This window comes from Prevotella sp. CAG:255 (genome assembly GCF_000431195.1).
GTDB lineage: Bacteria > Bacteroidota > Bacteroidia > Bacteroidales > Bacteroidaceae > Prevotella > Prevotella rara.
The window spans coordinates 1-21,998 of the sequence record NZ_HF986801.1 but is presented as its reverse complement, the minus strand read 5'-3'; the positions used below and the strand labels follow the sequence as shown (position 1 = coordinate 21,998).

The 21,998-nt window shown below is 38.6% G+C and carries 16 protein-coding genes, 4 tRNA genes and 2 pseudogenes; 12 read left to right on the top strand and 10 right to left on the bottom strand.

The window, feature by feature from the left end:
* Nucleotides 1–131: 131 nt before the first annotated feature.
* Both QVO66_RS05475 and QVO66_RS13640 read left to right on the top strand, forming a co-directional pair.
* A complete protein-coding gene (locus tag QVO66_RS05475; protein ID WP_288172633.1) occupies nt 132–782 on the top strand; it encodes an HAD family hydrolase in 651 nt (216 codons plus the stop codon).
* A gap of 273 nt (nt 783–1,055) precedes the next feature.
* Nucleotides 1,056–1,804, top strand: a pseudogene (locus QVO66_RS13640) (IS256 family transposase); the annotation flags it as partial.
* Nucleotides 1,805–2,038: 234 nt separating this feature from the next.
* Here QVO66_RS13640 and QVO66_RS05455 read toward each other — a convergent pair.
* From QVO66_RS05455 to QVO66_RS05440, 4 genes are all read right to left on the bottom strand, one after another.
* Entirely contained in the window at nt 2,039–3,460 is a 1,422-nt protein-coding gene (locus QVO66_RS05455) for a FimB/Mfa2 family fimbrial subunit (protein ID WP_021854408.1), read from the bottom strand.
* Between the two features lie 1,545 nt (nt 3,461–5,005).
* Entirely contained in the window at nt 5,006–5,572 is a 567-nt protein-coding gene (locus QVO66_RS05450; protein WP_021854404.1) for a TlpA family protein disulfide reductase, read from the bottom strand.
* Nucleotides 5,573–5,577: 5 nt separating this feature from the next.
* Nucleotides 5,578–6,516 (bottom strand): ribose-phosphate pyrophosphokinase, encoded by a 939-nt coding sequence (locus tag QVO66_RS05445; protein ID WP_021854403.1) that lies wholly within the window; start codon nt 6,514–6,516, stop codon nt 5,578–5,580.
* 24 nt (nt 6,517–6,540) lie between these two features.
* Complete coding sequence (locus QVO66_RS05440; RefSeq protein ID WP_021854402.1) at nt 6,541–7,149, bottom strand: thiamine phosphate synthase; 609 nt, start codon at nt 7,147–7,149, stop codon at nt 6,541–6,543.
* Nucleotides 7,150–7,511: 362 nt separating this feature from the next.
* Here QVO66_RS05440 and nspC point away from each other — a divergent pair, with 362 nt between their 5' ends.
* The 8 genes from nspC (at nt 7,512) to QVO66_RS13635 (ending at nt 10,876) form a co-directional block, all read left to right on the top strand.
* Nucleotides 7,512–8,687, top strand: a complete 1,176-nt coding sequence (nspC, locus tag QVO66_RS05435; protein WP_021854401.1) for a carboxynorspermidine decarboxylase — start codon at nt 7,512–7,514, stop codon at nt 8,685–8,687.
* Nucleotides 8,688–8,796: 109 nt separating this feature from the next.
* Nucleotides 8,797–8,869: transfer RNA gene (locus QVO66_RS05430), tRNA-Gly, on the top strand.
* Nucleotides 8,870–8,916: 47 nt separating this feature from the next.
* Nucleotides 8,917–8,998: transfer RNA gene (locus QVO66_RS05425), tRNA-Leu, on the top strand.
* 28 nt (nt 8,999–9,026) lie between these two features.
* Nucleotides 9,027–9,113, top strand: a tRNA-Leu gene (locus QVO66_RS05420).
* A gap of 18 nt (nt 9,114–9,131) precedes the next feature.
* Nucleotides 9,132–9,204, top strand: a tRNA-Gly gene (locus tag QVO66_RS05415).
* Nucleotides 9,205–9,233: 29 nt separating this feature from the next.
* Nucleotides 9,234–9,782: a hypothetical protein gene (locus tag QVO66_RS05410; RefSeq protein WP_021854400.1), complete on the top strand. Its 549-nt coding sequence runs from the start codon at nt 9,234–9,236 to the stop codon at nt 9,780–9,782.
* Nucleotides 9,783–9,786: 4 nt separating this feature from the next.
* Nucleotides 9,787–10,188: a single-stranded DNA-binding protein gene (locus QVO66_RS05405; protein ID WP_053398068.1), complete on the top strand. Its 402-nt coding sequence runs from the start codon at nt 9,787–9,789 to the stop codon at nt 10,186–10,188.
* Nucleotides 10,189–10,264: 76 nt separating this feature from the next.
* The gene (locus QVO66_RS13635) at nt 10,265–10,876 is read left to right on the top strand and encodes a 4'-phosphopantetheinyl transferase family protein (RefSeq protein ID WP_021854398.1); all 612 of its coding nucleotides are present in this window, start codon (nt 10,265–10,267) and stop codon (nt 10,874–10,876) included.
* On the opposite strand, the pseudogene QVO66_RS05395 reads toward QVO66_RS13635, so the two are convergent.
* The 4 genes and pseudogenes from QVO66_RS05395 to lon form a co-directional block, all read right to left on the bottom strand.
* A pseudogene (locus QVO66_RS05395) lies at nt 10,866–12,110 on the bottom strand (DEAD/DEAH box helicase); the annotation flags it as partial. The gene QVO66_RS13635 and the pseudogene QVO66_RS05395 overlap by 11 nt on opposite strands.
* 5 nt (nt 12,111–12,115) lie before the next feature.
* Nucleotides 12,116–13,345, bottom strand: a complete 1,230-nt coding sequence (locus QVO66_RS05390) for an LptF/LptG family permease (RefSeq protein ID WP_053398071.1) — start codon at nt 13,343–13,345, stop codon at nt 12,116–12,118.
* An 8-nt stretch (nt 13,346–13,353) separates the two neighbouring features.
* On the bottom strand, nt 13,354–14,481 hold the full coding sequence (tgt, locus tag QVO66_RS05385) for a tRNA guanosine(34) transglycosylase Tgt (RefSeq protein WP_021854395.1): 1,128 nt from the start codon (nt 14,479–14,481) through the stop codon (nt 13,354–13,356).
* A gap of 6 nt (nt 14,482–14,487) precedes the next feature.
* Nucleotides 14,488–16,932 carry an endopeptidase La gene (lon, locus tag QVO66_RS05380; RefSeq protein ID WP_288172624.1) on the bottom strand — a complete coding sequence of 815 codons (2,445 nt, stop codon included), beginning with the start codon at nt 16,930–16,932 and terminating at the stop codon, nt 14,488–14,490.
* A 499-nt stretch (nt 16,933–17,431) separates the two neighbouring features.
* Here lon and QVO66_RS05375 point away from each other — a divergent pair, with 499 nt between their 5' ends.
* Together QVO66_RS05375 and QVO66_RS05370 are read left to right on the top strand one after the other, a co-directional pair.
* Entirely contained in the window at nt 17,432–19,402 is a 1,971-nt protein-coding gene (locus QVO66_RS05375) for a glycoside hydrolase family 127 protein (protein WP_288172650.1), read from the top strand.
* A 110-nt stretch (nt 19,403–19,512) separates the two neighbouring features.
* Nucleotides 19,513–20,211: a tRNA1(Val) (adenine(37)-N6)-methyltransferase gene (locus QVO66_RS05370; RefSeq protein ID WP_021854392.1), complete on the top strand. Its 699-nt coding sequence runs from the start codon at nt 19,513–19,515 to the stop codon at nt 20,209–20,211.
* On the opposite strand, the gene QVO66_RS05365 is transcribed toward QVO66_RS05370, so the two are convergent.
* On the bottom strand, nt 20,199–20,906 hold the full coding sequence (locus QVO66_RS05365) for a LytR/AlgR family response regulator transcription factor (RefSeq protein WP_021854391.1): 708 nt from the start codon (nt 20,904–20,906) through the stop codon (nt 20,199–20,201). The genes QVO66_RS05370 and QVO66_RS05365 overlap by 13 nt on opposite strands.
* Nucleotides 20,906–21,907 carry a sensor histidine kinase gene (locus QVO66_RS05360; RefSeq protein WP_021854390.1) on the bottom strand — a complete coding sequence of 334 codons (1,002 nt, stop codon included), beginning with the start codon at nt 21,905–21,907 and terminating at the stop codon, nt 20,906–20,908. The genes QVO66_RS05365 and QVO66_RS05360 overlap by 1 nt, the downstream gene beginning before the upstream one ends.
* Nucleotides 21,908–21,998 lie beyond the last annotated feature (91 nt).

Genomic DNA, 21,998 nt, shown 5'->3' with positions numbered 1-21,998 from the left:
AAACTATTAATAAGTAAAATAGTAGCAAAAATGATGACCGAATATCATTGTATTATACTTTTTATATGTACTTTTGCATAAAATCTTCAACAAAAAAGTATTTAGTGATAAAAGACGATGGAGGTATAAAGATGAAAGAGTTTGACACATACATTTTTGATTTGGACGGAACTTTGTTGTATACACTTGATGACCTTACCGCAAGTACCAATTATGCAATGCGTGCATTTAGTTTGCCAGAACATACAACAGAAGAAGTAAGGATGATGGTTGGCAATGGCATAAAAAAACTTATTGAACGTGCTGTACCAGGAGGAAAAGACAACAAACATTATGAAGATATTTATAATACATTTATTGAATATTATCTGAAACACAACGCCGATACAACAAGGCCATACGACGGCATAATAGACATGTTGGCAATACTAAAACAGTATGGCAAAAAAATTGCCGTAGTGAGCAACAAGTACTGTAAAGCAACAGAAGAACTATGCCGGTACTTTTTCGGTGATTATATAAAAGTTGCAATAGGCGAAAGCGATAAAATAAGAAAGAAACCTGCACCAGACACAGTTAATGAAGCCTTGAAACTTCTTGAGGCGGAACGCGATAATGCTGTATATATAGGCGACAGTGAGGTTGATATCCAAACTGCACGTAATAGCTGCATGCCATGCATAAGTGTATTATGGGGATTCAGGGATAAAGATTTTCTGATAAGAAATGGAGCGCAAACGTTAGTAGAAACTCCAAATGAAATCACCTCATGTATAAAATAAATTGAACGGCGTATACTGCATGACCAATAATCAATATTATACGTTATAAAAGTCTATTAATACAGTCCTTGTAACAGGTTTGTAATTCATAACATAAATTGAAATAAAATTTATTAAAGACCTAAAGATTTAATCCCACCCATAGGCACTATAAGATATTTTGTGTAAATGTAAAATACAGGATTCAAAATAGAGTTCTGTATTTTTTATTTTATATATTTACGCCAAAAGAATAAGATTATGCGAGAAAAGAATCAAGTAGTGCCCGATGAGATGTTAAGCAAGGAATTCCTTAGCCGGTTCAAGACAGAATCCGATATAAGCAAGTTCCTGAAGCAGTTGCATGCCCAGGTATTGGAAAAGATGCGTGAAGGTGAAATGGATGCCCATTTGGGGTATGAAAAGAATTCCGCGGCCGGTAATAACAGTGGCAATTCACGCAACGGCAGCTATCCGAAGCGAATCCTGACTGAACACGGGAAAGCAGTCATCTCCCATTCCGCGTGACCGTAATGGCCAATTTGAGCCTATAGCTGTGCCCAAACATGAAAGCCGTGGACTTTCTATTGAAAAACTTGTCATCTCACTGTATGCCAAAGAAATGAGCGTTTCTGACATAGAGGAAGAGATGCGTGAGATTTATGAAATTGAACTCTCTACATCAGCCATTTCCATCATTACAAACAAGGTAAGCCAGGCCGCCCAGGAGTGGCAGAACCGTCCACTTGATCCTGTTTACCTGATAGCCTGGATGGACGGTATCGTCTTCAAGGTACGAGATAACGGCAAGATTATAAACAAGACCGTTTATCTTTGTGTCGGTCTGAAACAAACGGCCTGAAGGAAGTTCTTGGCATGTGGGTCGGCAATTCGGCGTCCTGACCGATTTAAAAGCCCGTGGAGTGCAGGATATACTGATTACCTGTACCAACAACCAGAATGGATTTACGGATACCATCCGTACCGTATTCCCTCAGTCTTCCACCCAAATCTGTGTGGTACATCAGATCAGGAACTCTTGTATCAGACTGTTTTCTTCCAATTCCCGCTGGAAATAAGCAAATAATCTATACTACAATTTTTTTGTAAACAGAATCCAGATGCAAGAAGAAACTTACAGTTAAATCCTGTTTACATTTACACAAAATTTTGGACAGTGTCAAAAAAATACGAGACTCAAACTTGAATCCCGTATTTCTATTTATACAAAATTATTTATACTAGTAAACAAAATTAGATATATTGCTATTGGAACTTTATTCTATGAATGTTATTGTTGTAAAGCCACGAAGTATAATAGAGTTTCTTTTACTCTTAATATCTGTACTAATACACGGAATCTGTGAATCAGGCTCGTCACGCGATGGCCAATATGCTTTTATACTTCCATCATTATCAAGAAAATAATATGAATACAATGTACCTGTACCTGTAAAAAACAACGTCTTACCTAATTTTTCAAGATTGGCATTAATTGCTTCCAGGTTATTTTTTACATACTTGAGATCTTCCAAAGTTGGTATTCTAAATGATTCAAGGCCATCAGAAGCTGCTGCCATATCTTTTAGTTTCACATTTATAGCTTCATTTATTGAAGATTGATCGTTATCAGTAAATATAAGTCCTTGTTCAAATGTTGTAGACATCAATGTTACTTTTGTACCATTTCCAACATTTTCTGATTTTAACACATAACAATTCTTATACAATGTACCAACTTCAGGAGCATTTCCTGTTGTCGTTTCCCCTGTGTCTTCTTCATCCTTTCCTTCTTCAGTTTCCGAGCCAGTATTTTCATCTATGGAGCTCCCTGTTTCATCAAAATTGAAGTTTATGTTTTTAACCCCTTGCCACGTTGCTCCGGTTATAGTCCCATTAAGTGTTATTCCGTTTTCATTGTAAGTTCCTGTTATATTAATTTTGTAGTTAGCCTTCAACTCATCTGTACTCGTATATGAATAGCTCTTAGTGTTCTTCTCAGTCTTTAATGAAACCTTAATTGTTGCCTGTCCGCTAGCTTCAAGAAGATACGCATTATAATTGTTTTCCCATGTGTTTCCGTCACTTCCTTTTATAAGATCTATTGTCTGAGAGCCGTCAGTACCTTCATAATTACCGTTTAGTAGAAGATTTTCATAAAGCGGACTAATTGTAACATTTACAGCAATTACATTTGAAGGCACATTCTTTATACTAACATTCTCAATCAGCATAACTTTCCTTTCAAGCGACAACGTTAGTGTATTTTCTTCTCCATATGCCAAAGTGACATTGTTTTTTGCTGCCATAAGATCTGAGTGCGTTTTTCCATCATTCAACTTAATCAAATATTCTTTAGCTGCGTTTTCCTTTGTTGGCAAATTGTATGTTTCAGCATCAGCTCCTGCTATGGCATATACATCATAGCTTCCTTCAGGAAGCCTTAATGATATAGGAGTGTCTTCTGATTCAATCTTGGCTGTTTCAATACAAGCATCCCCACTAAATACATAAATGTTCACTGGATAGCTTATCTTACTTTCATCTGTCTCATTCACAGCCATAACTCTAGTTCTGATAATCAATGTGCTATTAGCCTCTTTTGCACTAAAATCATCGTCTTCATTGTATTTTTCACAAGAAAAAAGCAACATTGCTGCAACCATCAGCAGCATTAGTTTAAATGTTTTGTTTTTCATAGTTCTACTATTTTTTATTATAAAATTGAAAAAAGATTGCAGATTATACTACAATATAGTTTTTATGTATCGTATTATATCGCTGCAGGAATCCTAATATGTTTAATTTTAAATGTTATTTTTTCAAAGATATAAATTATTTCTTAATATTGAATGTTTTATGAATTTTATTAATAATTATTTAAAACTAATTATACTTAATAAGTATTTATTTAACTAATACGGCTAATTTTACCATATCATCATTATGGTCACGCACTAATATAATGAATCACTTATTGTAAAATTTCAATACATTTTCTAGAGTATATTCAATTCTGTAAAGTTCTATTTAATGATAAATGCTCAAAAATCCATACAAAAATGCATAAAATATATAAGCACTATTCATTAGTTTTCCAGCAACTTTGGTATATTTTAATTTCAGCTTCCATAATTTATCTAACCTTTCATTTTAAAATAACGGATTCCATTACTTATCATTCCCATCCGTCCCATCAGGGGGCAGTAGAAATTTAATGGGGATTTTTGTTTAAATTCCATATAAATTCCGACCTTTGCAATATGGAAACGAATCAATTGGAAGTGTTAGCCCGCCTAGTGCTGCCTTCAGAAATACTGATTCTGTTAGTATAGTAAGTGTTGAAGAATCTTCGACAGGGATTCATATTCACCTTGATGAATTTTGAATTATTGCTCTTTAGAATCGCAAAGCTCTACGGATACCCCATTAATTTCTACTGCGCCAAAATTAGCCTGCAATAGGTGGCTTTTGGGCTTGTAAAAGATCACTTTTGGGGTGATAAAAGATGGCATTTTGCGTATTGTACTCATAATAGTGATATTTAATCAATTTGAGCCCATACAAGGCATCGGTTAAAAGTGCATAAGTTGTATATCGTCCTATTCATGTGCATGTTTGAAGTAAGTTCGGTAAGGTAGCTATAAGTCTATGAATTTGCAAGGTTGTCTATTGAAGGTGTTGCCTGGTAAAGAAGGATTAATGGTGTTTGAAATTTCAGAATGTGCCAAAATGAAAATATACAAATAGGGACATTGTTTCACTTTTCGACAAACGGCACGGACATTTGAGGTGACATTTTCTGTCGTTACGACTATATATTTTCAGGCCTTAGTCTGCTTCAGAGTCAAATTTCTTTGGAAAAACTCGTCAATTATATAATAAAGTTCTATAATTTTGTTTTCGATAATCATCGTTGCATCTTTTTGTCGCTATTATGATTTTTACCTATAAGGATGCAAAAACAATTAAGTGATTACCCAATTTGTCTCTAATTAGAGGGTCGTTAGGTAAAATAATCTTTGAAAATGCGGTATTGAATATAAACTCATGTTAGGGCAGAAGACAGAGCAAAAAGTATCTTTCATTTGTCTTTTTTGTTTTATGTCTATGTGTGTGAATGTTTGACAAATAGCGTAAACGCTAACTGTTGCCTTAATCTGAGGTTAAGAGTATTTATGTATAGTACGCTTGATGATTGTGTCTTTACCTTGATATAAATAGCACAAAATAATATTGCAATATTATTTTGTGCTATTTATATAATTATGTACGAAGCTTTCAAGTGCTTCCCCTCTCAGTCCGATGTTTAAAACATTTCCTTTTTTGTCAACAATTATAGTGAATGGGATGGCCTGTATTCCATACATCTGAGCGGCACTGTTGCCCCAACCCTTAAGGTCGGACAATTGGATCCAGGTCATGTCCATTTCTTTTACGGCGTCTTTCCATTGCTCTTTGTCTTCATCAAGAGAGACACCGACAATACCCAATCCTTGTTCTTTATATTTATTATATGTATTTACTAAATTAGGCATTTCTTGTCTACATGGACCGCACCAACTTGCCCAGAAGTCAATGATTGTTATTTTGTTTTTTGAAAATACGTCTTTTACAGATACCTGATTACCATTGATGTCTTCCATTACGAAGCTGATTTGTTCAGACTGTGTTTCGCTTTCTTTCTGTTCGCTGATTTCTGTATCGTTGGACGTATTGTCGTTTTGAGGCGTGCCATTCTTTTGTGAATGGCACGCTGTCAAAAACATAATTATAATGGTTGAAAATGTTATCTGTCGAAATATTTTCATACTTATTATACTAAATATTGCGAACTGATGCTTTCGTTGTTTACGACTCTTCTGATTGTTTCTGCAAACATGTCTGCAACAGAGAGCTGTTTTACTTTTGCACATCTGTTAGAATATGGTATAGAGTCAGTGAAAACCATTTCTTCGAGTGCGGAGTTCTGAACTCTTTCGCTTGCAGGGCCACTCATTACACAATGCGAAGCGCATGCTCTGACGCTTTTTGCACCAGCTTTTTTCATTATGTCTGCAGCTTTTGTTATTGTGCCTGCAGTGTCTACCATGTCGTCAATGATAATTACGTTCTTGTCCTTGACGTCACCGATAATCTGCATGCTTTCAACAACATTTGCTCTTGCGCGTGTTTTGTTACATAAAACAAGAGGACATCCAAAGTATTTAGCGTAAGTATTAGCACGTTTACTTCCGCCTACATCTGGAGATGCAATGACCATGTCTTCAAGTTTTAGGCTCTGAAGGTATGGGAGTATTACACCTGACGCATATAGGTGATCCACTGGAACATCGAAGAATCCTTGTATCTGATCTGCATGAAGATCCATTGTAATGAGTCTGTCGATACCTGCTACTCCGAGAAGGTCTGCCACCAATTTGGCACCAATGCTTACACGCGGCTTGTCCTTTCTGTCCTGACGTGCCCAGCCGAAATATGGGATGACAGCATTTATGCTTTTGGCAGAAGCACGTTTGGCAGCGTCTATCATAAGCAACAATTCCATTAGGTTGTCAGAGTTGGGGAATGTGCTTTGGACTAAGAACACGTCGCGTCCACGTATAGATTCTTCATACGATACGGCAAATTCTCCATCAGAGAATTTAGTAATAAGAAGATTGCCTAGCGGACAATCAAGGCTTTGGCAGATTTTTTCTGCCAGGTACCTGGTGTTTGTTCCAGAAAATACCATAAAAGAGTTTTTGGCACTCATTTCTGTCTTTTGTTTTATTATTTATTATGATACAGCTTTTTTTAATTTCTCAAAATGGTTTATTAAATCTTTATAATCCAATTCATTGTGGATGTCAAACTTGTTCCATAGGTCATTGCATATGACAACACCGCCGAATCCAAGGTCTTTAGCGGCTTTTATGTTTTCCAAGCTGATGCCTCCTAAAGCGTAAACGTGTTTGTCGATGAGTCCCTTTTTCGCTGCGCCTTCTATGTCTTTATATGCAATGAGTTTATCTTCAGCATTTTTGTTATGGTTGTCAAACACATTGTATAAAAACACATATTCAGCTTTTTTCTTTATTTCATAGAGATCGTTTATGCTTGTACACGTTCTGCTGAATTTTCCTTTATAGTCTTTGGGAATTTCTTTTTCTTTATTGTCGATATGTATGCCGGCAAGACCATATTCATTTTTTAAATAATAATGGTCATGGACGGTTATTTTGTTGTAATAAGCTTCCGGTAAAAGCGAGAGCAGGCGTTCGGAATACATTGGTGATGCTCCCGGTTTGTATAGGTGCAAGTTGTCCATCCCTTCATCGAAAAGAGTTGTCAGGATCTTGTCTTCTTCTACAAAAAACGTAGGTTGAGTCATTATAACGAGTTTCATCGTTTATTTCTTTTTTTCAAATGCAAATGTATAAAAAAAAAGCCAAACCTACAATCTATAATGCAATAAAAATGAAGAATGTATTTTTTCGACAAATAATTATTCTTGACATATATTATTTGTGCGGCATTTGGAGTAATTGTGATTAAACGAATAGGCTCGGAAAATACTTTTGGACATTAGCGTAATTCAATTGTATTTAGCATTAATATATCTTGTTGAGGCGTGTGATGAAGGTATTGTTTGATTGATTTTGCAGAATAATAGTTTTGGATGGGGGTGATGAGTACGAAATCTTTATTATAAATGGTACTGAATGAAAAAAAATGTGTAAGTTTGCGGACAAAAAATAAATTCTTAGTATGACATTTGATTTAAATACGTTTGAAGGATTGAGTACTCCTTATTATATATTAGAAGAAAAGCGCCTGCGTGGAAATCTGGAACTGATAAAAAGTGTTGCAGAAAAAGCCAACGTTGAAATAATACTCGCGTTCAAGGCTTATGCTTTATGGAAGACGTTCCCTATCTTTAGAGAATATATAAAGGCAACAACGGCAAGTTCTCTTTATGAGGCGCGTATGGCTTATGAAAAGTTTGGAACAAAGGCGCATACGTATTCTCCTGCTTATACGGATTATGAAATAGAGGATATCTCGAGATGTTCAAGTTTTCTAACTTTTAATTCCCTGTCACAATATTCACGTTATGGGAAAAAGGCAAAAGAAGTGAATCCAGATTTGAACTTTGGTTTGAGGATTAACCCTGAATATTCTGAAATCGGCACGGATTTGTATAATCCTTGTTCGCCCGGTACTCGTTTTGGCATTACCGCAGATAAGATGCCTGAAGTTCTACCTGATGATATTAAGGGCTTTCATTGTCATTGTCACTGTGAGAGTGGGGCTGATGTCTTTTTACGTACATTAAGACATATTGAAGATAAATTCTCAAAATGGTTTGGGCAGATTGAATGGATTAATTTCGGCGGCGGGCATTTGATGACGCGAAAAGATTATGACGTGGATCTTTTGATTGATACTTTGAATAGATTCCATGACAGGTATCCTTTGCTGAAGATTATATTGGAGCCAGGAAGTGCTTTTGGATGGCAGACAGGATGTCTTGTGGCTCAAGTAGTAGATTTGGTTGAAGACAAAGGTATAAAAACGGCTATTTTAAATGTCAGTTTCACTTGTCATATGCCAGATTGCCTGGAAATGCCATATATGCCTGTTGTTAGAGGGGCAGAGATTATAGAGAATGTAAATATGAAATGTTCGCTTGACGACGATAATGTGTATAGGTTGGGTGGCAATAGTTGCTTGTCTGGTGACTTTATGGGATGTTGGCGGTTTCATAATGAATTAAAAATAGGAGATAATGTCATATTTGAAGATATGTTGCATTATACAACGGTAAAAACTAATATGTTTAACGGAATCACCCATCCTTCTATAGCCATTATGCATACAAATGGAGAGTTTGAAATATTGAGGAAATTCACGTATGAAGACTACTTAAATCGTATGGATTGAAGAAAAAAACGATTTTTTTGAAAAAAAAGTCCGAAAAATTTTGTGAGTTTCAAAAAAAGCGGTATCTTTGCACCGCATTTAGAGAAATGCTCCTCACTAAAAGGAATAAGCGGAAATAGCTCAGTTGGTAGAGCACGACCTTGCCAAGGTCGGGGTCGCGGGTCCGAGTCCCGTTTTCCGCTCGCACATTCTGAATAAATGACACTTGGAAATATTTTCCTATTGTATTGCCCAGGTGGCGGAATTGGTAGACGCGCACGTTTCAGGTGCGTGTGTTTCACGACGTGCAGGTTCGAGTCCTGTTCTGGGCACATTGTTTATTCAGAATGATTTTATGATGGAGAGGTGGCGGAATTGGTAGACGCGCTACTTTGAGGGGGTAGTGAAAATTGTTTCGTGGGAGTTCGAGTCTCCTCCTCTTCACCAATCTTTTTTGGTCTTTTTGCGGAAATAGCTCAGTTGGTAGAGCACGACCTTGCCAAGGTCGGGGTCGCGGGTCCGAGTCCCGTTTTCCGCTCATATTAAAAAAGAAAAATACAATCAATCATGAATTTATATTTGCGATATTTTGATAAAGAGACATTAGTAAATAATGTTGATGATGCTATTGCCTTTTTGGCTTCAATTGAGGAGGTCGGTATGAATCCTGATTTGGAGAATGACATTCGTGAATATGTTGCAAGCGATGTTTATTATCCCAAACGATATAAAATAAGACCAAGAGTTTATTTTATTATAATCAAAACAGAGGCTGCTACAATGTTAGATTTTAAGCAGAAAAAAGCTTTACGTTCAAATATTAGTGCAGCTGATGACCAACGTGATAATGTTTCTCCGACTATAGCCCGTCTTAATGAGGAGAGACCTGGTTGGTATGAAGGTTCATTAGACTTTAAACGTGTTGTATTGGTGCCCATTACAGGAAAGCACGAATATCGTGATACACATTTTGTAGCCAGCTGTAAAGCTGTTTCTGGCTTGGACTGCTATAATAGAATTGTTGAACATCTTCGTGGACGCGTTGACAGTCGTAGTCAGTTTCCGTCGGCTAAGGGAAAGAACTTTAAATTTAAGTATTTAGGTCTTTGGAAGTAGAGCTATGAATAAAGTAATGCTTATCGGTAATGTTGGTAAAGAACCTGTCGTGCGTTATTATGATCACGATCAGGCCGTTGCTACGTTTCCATTAGCAACAACAGAACGTGGGTATACATTACCAAATGGAACACAAGTTCCAGACAGAACAGACTGGCATAATGTAGTACTTTCACGGGGATTGGCCAAGATTGTCGAAAAGTATGTCCATAAGGGAGATAAACTTTATATAGAGGGCCGTATACATTATCGTACTTATGATGATGCAAAAGGACTTAGACATTACGTAACTGAAGTTTATGCCGATAATATGGAACTGTTAACACCAAAATCTGCAAAGGAAACAAATCAGTCAACGGCAATTTCATCTGCTACTAATAATGAAGATGATGATGCACCATTCTAGTTTTGGTTGTTAATTTAATATTTCGTCTTTTATAATTTGAAGGCTATATATTTAAGGATATCAAAAGATATTATATATGCCGTTGTTCTTAAACGAGGAAATATTTCCTGATGTCAGATTGGGTATTTGGGCTATTAGTGAATCCTCTGATGATTTTTGGGCTTTATCGCCATATGTAGAGAGCTCGCGTAGTGAATTTAATGCTTTGTATAAATCAGAGCAAAGAAAGTGCGAAGTGTTAGCGGTGAGTTTATTGATAAAAGAAATTATTGGTGATAACGTACAGCTTTTGCATCAGGATAACGGAATGCCATATTTGTCTTCTGGTATGAATATTAGCATAAGCCATACACGTGGCTTTGCTGTAATTATCGTTTCTCATAGTAAGCAAGTTTCTGTTGATATTGAATATTTCAGCAATAGAATAGAACGAATAAGGAGTAAGTTTATGCGTGATGATGAAAATGCGTCATCACAGGTTAAGTTACTGATGCATTGGTGTGCAAAAGAAACTATGTATAAACTGTTTCCAGAGGATAACCTGACTTTTAACAAAATGCAGTTATTATCTGTTGATGGAAATGATTCAACTGGGATAATAACTGCAAAAAATATCTTTAGAAATAGGAATGTGAGTGTTTATTATAGAACTTTCTGTAATTGTTTGCTCACTTATGCTGTTCTTTAGATTTGCGTCTTCTAGGCCTTTTTCTGTTATTTGATGGTTTGTCGCCACGCTTTCTGGTATTTTTACCTTTAGGTTTTATTATCTTATATTCCGGAGCCTTGCCTAATCCTTTTGGCAGAGGCATTTTTTCAACTTCATATCCGAGGAATTTTTCGATTTGCATAAACCAAGATACTTCTTTGCCTCTTACAAGAGTGATGGCAATTCCGTCATGGTCTGCTCTTGCAGTACGCCCAATTCGGTGTACGTAATCCTCAGAGTCATGAGGCACATCATAATTGATGACCATTGATATGTCATCAATATCAATACCTCTTGCAACAATATCAGTGGCAACAAGCACATCAATTTGTCCACTTTTAAACATAAACATAACCTCATCTCTTTCGCTTTGTGAGAGGTCTGAATGCATTTCTCCGCTATTAATATGTATTGATCTGAGTGTCTTGTTTATGTCTTTTACTTTCAGTTTTGAGCTTGAGAATATGATAACTCTCTTATGCCCGTATTTTTTGAATATATCCTTTAAAACGCCTAGCTTTTGATTTTCATGACAGACACATGCAATCTGCTTTATTTTTTCAGCTGGTTTATTTACTGCTAATTTTATAATAGTCGGATTCTTTAATATTGTTTTAGCCAATTCCTCTATTTTGTTCGGCATCGTAGCTGAGAACATTATTACCTGACATGTCTTCGGCAACAGCTTTGTTATTGACAGAATATCATCGTAAAAACCCATGTCAAGCATTCTGTCTGCCTCATCCAATACAAAGAAAGACACCTTACTGAAATCGACGTTTCCCATCGTTATGTGGCTTATGAGGCGGCCGGGTGTTGCAATTATTATGTCTGCACCCATTTTCATGCTACGACTCTCTTGCTCATATCTGTTGCCGTCGTTTCCTCCATATACAGCAACACTGCTTACATCCTCCATATAATAAGAGAATCCTTGCATAGCCTGATCAATTTGTTGTGCGAGTTCTCTTGTTGGACTCATAATTACACAATTTATTGAGTCGGCCGGGAAATTTTCTTCGTCAAGACGGCTCAATATAGGAAGAAGGTATGCCGCAGTTTTGCCAGTTCCGGTTTGGGCTATTCCAAGAACATCTTTTCCTTCAAGTATTTCGGGGATGCACTCTTCCTGTATGGGCGTACATGTTGTCCACCTCATGTCGTCGATTGCATCAAGGGTGTTATCGCTTAAATCTAAATTGTAAAAATCCATATTTATTAATTAGGGGCTTTACGGTAGCAGAAATATGCCACTATTGTGAAAACTATATTCGGAATCCATGCAGCTAGCATTGGAGGGGTATTTGCGTTTATCGCAAATGTTGCAGAAACTGTCTGTAACATGATGTATGTAAAGCTGAGGGCCAGTCCTATGCCAAGATACATTCCCATGCCGCCTTTTCTTTTTCTTGATGATAATGAAAGACCTATAGTTGCTAGAATAAATGAAGCAAATGACGTTGCAATACGTTTATGGTATTCCACTTCATATTGCACAACGTTTCCAGAACCACGGTCAATCTGTTTGGTTATGTAGTCTCTAAGTTGCGGGCTGGTGAATGTTTCCTGCTGTCCTTTAGAGAATACAAGGTCTGTAGGTTCCATCATAATCGTTGTGTCCTTACTGGCACCACTGGTAATGGTTTCACGTAGTCCTTTCAGTTGGCGTATTCTCCAGTTGCTGACTTTCCAATGATATTTCGTATCTGATATTGTGTCATATTGTATTTCGGCTGCAGTAAGGTGGCTTACCAGTTTCTTGTTTTCAAATTTATCAAGACAGAATCCATAGCCTTTTTTTAGATTATTGTCATAATGCTGAATATAGGCAATAACACCTTTGCCTACCTGCAACTGTACGTTTTCTGCAGCTGTTATCTTTTTCTTGTTTTTATACATTGATTCGAAGTTCTGCCTGATGATGGTTCCTTTGGGAATTATATATGCTCCCAAAAAGAATGTCATAACAGAAATGATTGCTGCAGAAACCATATATGGCCGCATCAGTCGCTTAAAACTTACACCAGCGGCAAGCATGGATATAATCTCTGAATTACCGGCAAGCTTTGAAGTGAAGAATATTACTGCGATAAAAACGAACAGCGGACTGAACAGGTTGGCAAAGTATGGCACAAAGTTCATATAATAATCAAACACAATAGCTTTAATCGGAGCGTGGTATTGTGTGAACTTTGCCAAGTTCTCATTAATATCAAATACAATGGAAATTGAAATGATGAGAGCAATTGAATAGAAATATGTGCCAATAAACTTCTTTATGATATACCAATCCAGTATCTTCAGATGTCTGAACGGATTGAGGTATTTCATCCAGTTAAGCTTCTTACCTAACCATGAAAATAAGGCGAATAACCATTTAAGATGAACTTTCATCCATCTCAATAATTTTAATATTCTCCTAAATCTTCTGATGTTCTTAATTTTCATCGTAAGTGTTATATGCGTTTGCCAAGTTGGTCAATTACCGATGATTTCCATTTAACGAAATCTCCGGATATTATATGCTTACGTGCATCTTTTACAAGGCGAAGGTAGAAGGCCAGGTTGTGAATGCTTGCGATCTGCATGGCCAACAGTTCTTGAGCCTTAAACAGATGATGTAAATATGCTTTAGAATATATCTGGTCTACATGACATCCGTCCGGATCGATTGGTGAAAAATCTTTTTCCCATTTCTTGTTTCGCATGTTCATTGTACCATTATATGTAAACAGCATGGCGTTCCTGCCGTTTCTTGTCGGCATGACACAATCAAACATGTCAACTCCGCGTTCTATGGCTTCCAGAATATTTTGCGGTGTGCCAACTCCCATCAGGTATCTTGGCTTGTCCTTTGGCAATATCTCGTTTACAACTTCAATCATCTCGTACATGACTTCCGTCGGTTCGCCTACGGCCAATCCTCCGATAGCATTTCCGTCTGCTCCTTTGTCTGCAACAAATTTGGCAGCATCACGGCGCAGGTCCTTGAATGTACAGCCTTGAACAATGGGGAACAGGGTCTGCTCGTATCCATATAGCGGTTCGGTTTCATTAAAGCGTTTGATACACCTGTCAAGCCATCTTTGTGTTAGCATTAGGCTTTTCTTGGCATACTGATAGTCGCTTTGGCCGGGAGGACACTCGTCAAAAGCCATCATGATGTCAGCGCCTATAATTCTTTCGGTGTCCATGACATTTTCCGGCGTAAAAAAGTGTTTTGAGCCGTCAATGTGCGAACGGAATTCGCAGCCCTCTTCTTTGAGCTTGCGTATTCCTGTAAGTGAGAACACCTGGAATCCGCCGCTGTCAGTCAGAATCGGTCTGTCCCAAGTATTGAATTTGTGCAGTCCACCGGCAGATTTTAAAATGTCAAGTCCGGGGCGAAGATACAAATGATAGGTGTTGCCCAAGATAATTTGGGCTTGCACCTCTTCTTTGAGTTCACTGAAATGTACGCCTTTTACACTGCCACATGTACCAACGGGCATAAAAATCGGAGTCTCTATCTGTCCGTGGCTTGTGGTTATTAGTCCTGCGCGTGCATCGCTGCCGGTGTCTGTATGCTGTAATTCAAATAACATATATGTTTAATCTTCTATATCAAATGTTACTGGGTTCTTTACTTTCTCGTCAGTCAGGGCAAAGTCCCAGACATCTTGAACATTTTCAACAAAATGGAAATTAACCCCGTCAATATATTCCTGTGATATTTCTTCAATATCTTTTTTGTTGTCTTTGCACATAACGATTTCCGTTATACCGGCTCGTTTTGCAGCAAGAATCTTTTCTTTGATACCGCCGACAGGCAGCACTTTTCCACGCAGAGTTATTTCTCCTGTCATGGCCGTATTCTTGCGTACTTTTCTCTGAGTAAGTGCCGATGCAAGAGATGTTGCTATTGTAATACCTGCTGATGGGCCGTCTTTAGGCGTTGCACCTTCGGGGACGTGTATATGTATGTTCCAGTGGTCGAATATACGATAGTCAATGCCAAGTTTGTCTGCGTGGGCTTTTACATACTCTAAAGCTAGTATGGCAGATTCTTTCATGACATCTCCCAAGTTTCCTGTAAGCGTGAGCTTAGAACCCTTTCCTTTGCTCAGGCTCGTTTCGATAAACAATATCTCGCCACCTACACTTGTCCATGCAAGACCGGTTACAACTCCTGCATAATCGTTGCCTTGGTATATGTCGCGATAGAATGGCGGGTTGCCTAATAGCGACTCAATTTCTTTGGGCGTTATCTTATAGTATGGCAGTGTTGCCTCCTTCGCTTTCAGGTATGCCAGCTTGCGGAGCGACTTGTTAATTTGTTTTTCAAGTTGTCTTACTCCGCTTTCTCTTGTATATTGTTCAATTATTTTCTCAATAGCCTGTTTGCTGAACGTAAGTTTTTTCTCGTCAGTCAGGCCTGTATTCTCTTTTTCCTTTGGTATAAGATGCCTCTTGGCTATCTCAACCTTCTCTTCTGTGATGTATCCGCTCACTTCAATCAATTCCATACGGTCGAGCAGTGGGCGCGGAATGGTGTTCAAATCGTTGGCAGTTGCAATGAACAGCACTTTCGACAAGTCATAGTCTACATCAAGATAGTTGTCGTGGAATGCATGATTCTGTTCCGGATCAAGAACTTCAAGCAGCGCTGATGCGGGATCGCCATTTACGGTGTTCTGTGTAATCTTGTCAATTTCATCCAGAATAAATACAGGATTGGACGAACCTGCCTTTTGTATGTTCTTTATTATTCTGCCGGGCATGGCTCCGATATACGTTCTTCTGTGACCTCTGATTTCAGCTTCATCATGCAGACCACCCAGAGATATGCGTGCGTATTTTCGCTTCATGGCATTGGCTATGCTTTTTCCCAGACTCGTCTTACCTACTCCGGGAGGGCCGTAAAGACATATAATCGGTGATTTAAGATCCTTTCTTAAACTTAACACAGCCATATATTCCAAGATGCGCTCTTTAACCTTTTTCATGCCATAATGGTCCTTGTCCAATATCTTTTCAGCACGGTTAAGGTTAAGATCGTCTTGGGTGTAATATTCCCACGGCAGATTTACCATGGTCTGCAGATATGTCAGCTGTACGCTGAATTCCGGACTTTGCGGATTCAGAATGTCAAGTTTGTCTAATTCTTTGCTGAAAGTCTTAGCAACATCCTCAGGCCATTTTTTATTCTTGGCCTTTTCGAGCAGCTCTTTACGTTCAGGATAAGTATCGCCATTGCCTAATTCTTCCTTGATGTTTTTGATTTGCTGTTGAAGGAAATATTCTCGCTGCTGCTCGTCAATATCCTCACGTGTCTTAGTTCTGATATTATGCTTTATCTCTAATAGCTGCAACTCGCGATATATTATTTTCAGCATTTTTAATGCTCTGTTTTTCAGTGAGTTGGCCTTTAAGAGCTTTATTTTTTCTTCAACGCTGAATGGCAGACTGGTACAGATAAAGTTCAACAGTATTACTGCATTGTTGATGTTCTGTAATGCAAACTGGGCTTCATCTGGTATATCCTCGTTTTTCTTAACATATTCTATTGATGTGTTCTTAAGGTCATCAACGGCAGCCATAAACTCCTTGTCGTCAGAAGACGGGATTTCTTCCGGTGCATTTGTTACCGTTCCAACAATGAAAGGTTGGGTTTTCTTTATGTCAGAGAGGTTGCAGCGTCCAAGGCCCTGTACAATGACAGTAAGATTGTTGCCGGCGCCAGGCATCTCTAATACACGTATAATCTTGGCATATACTCCAATTTCGTATAAGTCTTTCAGAGACGGATTTTCCTGGTCAGAGTCTTTCTGACAAAATATAGCGAATATGGAATTTTGATTTTCTTTTAGATGGTTTATCAAGTTAAGGCTTTGAATCCTGCCAATCAACACCGGCGAAACTACTCCCGGAAATAATACCAAATTTCTTGTGGCTAATACAGGTACGTCACCGTCAATGCTCTCTTCAAAAAGTTTGGCAACATCTCCTTCGTAGTCTGCTATCATAGAAAATGCGTTGTTTATATCTTTTCTCATAATTTGCAATTCGTTATTGGGGTGCAAATTTACTCATTTTAATTGATATAATATTGATACCCAGTAATTATTTTCATTTAATTAATATGTATCATGATTGGAAAACCATTGATTTCTGATTCAGAAACTTGCCGTTTTTCATGCAAAAATGGCTGAGTTTTGCTTCAAAACTCTATTACTTATATTTTGCAATAAAAAGGGATGCTGTTCTTATAAAATGAATAAAATAGTGGCTGATACTGTTTGATTCGAAATATTCATCACGTGAAATGTTACGATTTTTAGGGTCATATTTTACGGTTGCCGGTGCATAACAAATTTTTATGTCATATTTAAGTTGTCGGCATTTTTTAGTGTTAAATTAAAAACATATTATTGCTGTCTGTATAAAATAACTTAATTTTGCATATTAAAGATAATTTTTCGTTTATATACGTTATTATTTAAATATACCATGTTGAATAAAAGAGTTTTATTGGCTTCATTGGTTATATCTTCTATGGTTTGCCGTGGAGTTGCCGGAAATATAAAGAAATATTTTTATTCAGTAAGACAGGTGCCGTTTACATCTGTGAAGATAAGCCAAAATTCTTTTTGGGGTAGTAGGATAAAGGCTGTGCGTGATGTCACGATACCTTTGGCTTTTAGTAAATGTAAGACAGAAGGCCGATATGATAACTTTGTTAAGGCTGCTCATCCAGATGACAGTTATGATGTGTCGTCGTTTATGGGGTTTTCGTTTGACGATACGGACGTATATAAAACCATTGAAGGGGCCAGTTATGTGCTTCAGACTTTCCCTGATAAAAAACTTGTGGAATATATAGACAGTGTGCTTGATATAGTAGCTGCTGCGCAGGAAGCCGACGGATATCTTTATACCGCGCGTACCATAAACCCGAAAAATCCGCATAGATGGGCGGGCATGGAGCGTTGGAGCAATGAAGAAGTGCTGAGCCACGAGCTGTATAATCTTGGCCACATGGTTGACGCTGCATGTGCACATTATCAGGCTACAGGTTCAACGAAATTTTTGGATATAGCCCGGCGCTATGCAGACTGTGTCGTCCGCGAGGTTGGACCTTCTGATGGTCAGGCATGTGTAGTGCCAGGACATCAGATAGCAGAGATGGCATTGGCCCGTCTTTACGTACTCACGGGTGAAAAGAAATATCTTGACGAGGCAAAGTTTTTTCTCGACTATAGAGGGAAGACAAAGGTCAGAAATTCTTATAGTCAGAGCCATCTGCCTGTTGTAGAACAACATGAGGCTGTAGGTCATGCTGTCCGTGCGGGCTATATGTATTCAGGTATGGCAGATGTGGCTGCACTTACAGGCGATTCGGCCTATATCAAGGCAATAGATGATATATGGAACAACATTGTTGCTAAAAAGTATTATATAACGGGTGGAGTGGGAGCCTTGCATGACGGTGAGGCTTTCGGACGGAATTATGAACTACCGAATATTACGGCGTACAACGAGACGTGTGCGGCCATTGCAATGGTGTATTTAAACCAGAGAATGTTCATGTTGCATGGTGATTCAAAATATATAGACTGTCTGGAACGTACGTTGTATAACGGCGTTATAAGTGGCATGAGCATTGACGGCGGCAGGTTCTTTTATCCCAATCCGCTGGCTTCAGATGGCAAATACAGGTTTAACGCCGACAATACGCTTGAGCGTCAGCCTTGGTTCGGATGTGCATGTTGTCCTAGTAATCTTTGCAGGTTTATACCATCAGTACCAGGATATATGTATGCTGTAAGGGATAACGATGTTTATGTAAACCTGTTTGCAGACAACACTTCGACTATTTCTGTCGGAAAAGGTGAGGTTGTGTTGCGTGAGGAAACCAACTATCCTTGGGACGGCGATGTGCGGCTCAATGTCGTGAACAACAGTGCCGGAAAGTTCTGTATCAGGATAAGAGTGCCGGGATGGGTACGCGATCAGGTTACACCGGGTGGTCTTTACAGCTATGCAGATGGCTTGAGTCTGAAATATTCTGTTGCTGTAAATGGTATAAATGTTGCGGCAGAGTTGATTGACGGATATTTTGTCATCGACAGGAAATGGAAGCGTGGTGACCGCATAGACGTACATTTTGATATGAAGCCTCGTATCGTGAAGGCGGATGATAAGGTTGCTGCCTGTCATGGCCGTATTGCTGTTGAGCGAGGCCCTCTTGTGTATTGTGCAGAATGGGCTGATAATGATTATGATTTATTCCGTTTTGTTTTCGACGCTGACAGTTCTATGACTGTGACCGACAGTCCGGGACTTTTGGGCGGCATAAAGATGATAACGGCAAGAGGTACTTTGTTGGATCAAACGCCAGACGGACGCATAAACACTGCTAATCGCACTGTAAAGCTTATACCATATTATGCATGGTGTCATCGAGGACCTGGAAAAATGATTGTTTGGATGGCTGACGGCTTAGGGGTTATGGACGAATATTGAGCGTTCGAAAGCGTCTTTTTTATTCGCGAAAATAAAAGCTATCAGTCATCTTATATGTTTTTAGTGCTTTAATGGCTTAAGCCTGATAAGATGCAAATAATTGGAACATCATGTCAAATAATTATTTCAGATTCAAACAGTTTACAGTAGAGCATACCAGGTGTGCCATGAAGGTGGGTACAGATGGGGTGCTGCTTGGAGCATGGGCACGTGGTGGCGATACTATCTTGGATATCGGTACGGGCTCAGGGCTAATTGCCTTGTTCATGGCTCAACGATATCCATCGGGGAAGATTGTTGCCATTGACGTTGATGCCGGCGCTGTCGTACAAGCGCGTATCAATGTATATAATTCTGCATTCAGCGACAGGATAACCATAATAGAAAAACCTTTACAAGAGTTCTGTGCAGGGCAGTTCGGTTCTATAGTATGCAATCCGCCGTTTTTCGTCAATTCGCTGAAAAACAGAGACGGGCAAAAGGCCATGGCACGTCATGCCGACACACTTACCCATGCTGAACTTGTGAGCGGTGCATCACGGTTATTGGCCGACGATGGCGAGTTCTCTGTTGTCATACCAGCCGCACTGCGCACGGCCATTGATGCCGAAGCAGCCATGGCAGGTCTTTTCCCTTCAAGGATCTGTGCCATTAGAACCATACCACGTAAGCCCGTCAGCCGTTATCTTTTGGCATATCGTAAGCATCCTGCAGACAGGATTGAACAAACAGAAGAATGTATTAATAATGATGATATGTCGCGGTCAGAATGGTACAGCAGCTTGACGGAGAATTTCTATATCAGATGAGAATGGTGCAGGATGCGCTCCGATAATTCATTTGCGTATTGGTGGCCTATAGGTAAGGGGGAATCTGTACCGTTTATGAATACGTTGTGTCTTGTAAAACTATTAATTTTATTCAACGGAACTATGTATGAACGATGAATCCTCACAAATGTTTCTTGTGGAAGCATCTGCATTAGTGTTTTCATGTTTGTACGTGTAAGTACATTTCCTCCTGTGACTTTGACAATTTTTACATAATTGCCTAAAGCTTCTATATAGAGGATGTCGTTTAGCAGAATGTTTACGTTTGAGTATTCTTGTTTTACTGTGATGTGGCGTTGTGGATTTACTGAGGTTGTGCTCATTCGTCGCATAGCTTTATCTACAGCACGGCAGAAACGTTCATAGGCGAAAGGTTTGTGCAGATAGTCTACGGCATCGAGATTAAACCCTTCTAGAGCATACTGAGCATGTGCTGTTGTGAATATAATGCATGTTTCGTGAGGTATGCTACGCGCTATGTCCAGGCCGTTTATACAGCTCATATGTATGTCAAGAAACACAAGTTGTGGCTTGGTTCTTATAATTTCGTCTATGCCGTTTTGAGGTTCGCTGTATGTCGTTAGTTCTATGCCGCCGCGACGTTGGCAGAACTGTTCGATAACGAGCAATGCCATGGGCTCGTCGTCAATGGCAATGCAACTTATATTTTTCATCACAGTTGTATTTTTAGTTTTGCTATATATACGTTTCCTATTGGGCCATTTTCAAGTTCGTATCGCCCTGGGTATAATAGTTCAAGTCGTTTTCTGCAGTTGGCTATCCCAATGCCTTCGTGCTCTGAATCTACATGTCTTATAATAGTGTTGACAGTATCGAAACTTAGCAGACTGTTCTTTAGGCATATGTTTATTTGGATGTTGCAGTCTGTGTCTGCAGATGTGCCATACTTAAATGCGTTCTCTACAAAAGTGATAAATATCATAGATGGTACAGGAGTCGTTTCGTTGTCGGTTTGGGCTGTTAGTGTAACCCTTGTATGATGGTTTAATCTGAGTTTCTGCAAATCAGTGTATTGCCTGATATATTCTATTTCCTGTCCTATGGGAATGTTTTCGGAATGTGTTTGTGCATACATGTATCTCAGAATATTTGAAAATTTCACGAAGGCAGATTCTGTTTTATCAGACCCAGAAAGTACAAGTGCATAAAGCATATTGAGAGTGTTGAACATGAAGTGTGGATTTATTTGTGCTTTATAGAGTGCCAGTTCTGCTTTGTTTTTCTCTGCGGCAATTTCCTGTTTTGCCAGTATTTGCCTAAATAGTTCGAATGTCAGTTCGATTGCAAGCGAAAATCCGGTTACCATGAGAAAAAAGAACCATATTGTTTGTGTGCGCATATTCATTCTGGCTTCCATTTGCCGTGGTGAGCCTGTATGGTCTGATGGTACAGGAAAATAAGTGAACAGCCATGTTGTTGCAGTTAAAGTGATCAGTAAGCCGGCTATGTGTATGTATTTTTTCTGCATGAAGAGTTTTGGTAGGCATACCCATCGGTATATGAAGTAAATAATGTATATATAGGCTATCAGTGTGAGCAGGAAGGCCGTGTTGTGCACAATCCAACGGTCAACAGGAAGCAGCATTATGGTCAATGGCATTATAATTAAGCAGAATAAAAGGTCTATATACAATGCAATGTGATTATTCTTCATATGAGATTTGTTTTCAGATGTTAATGTATTCAGTCCGCATGGTTTATATATTTTATATGAATGTCCGCAAGTTGCCAATCAATAAATTCGA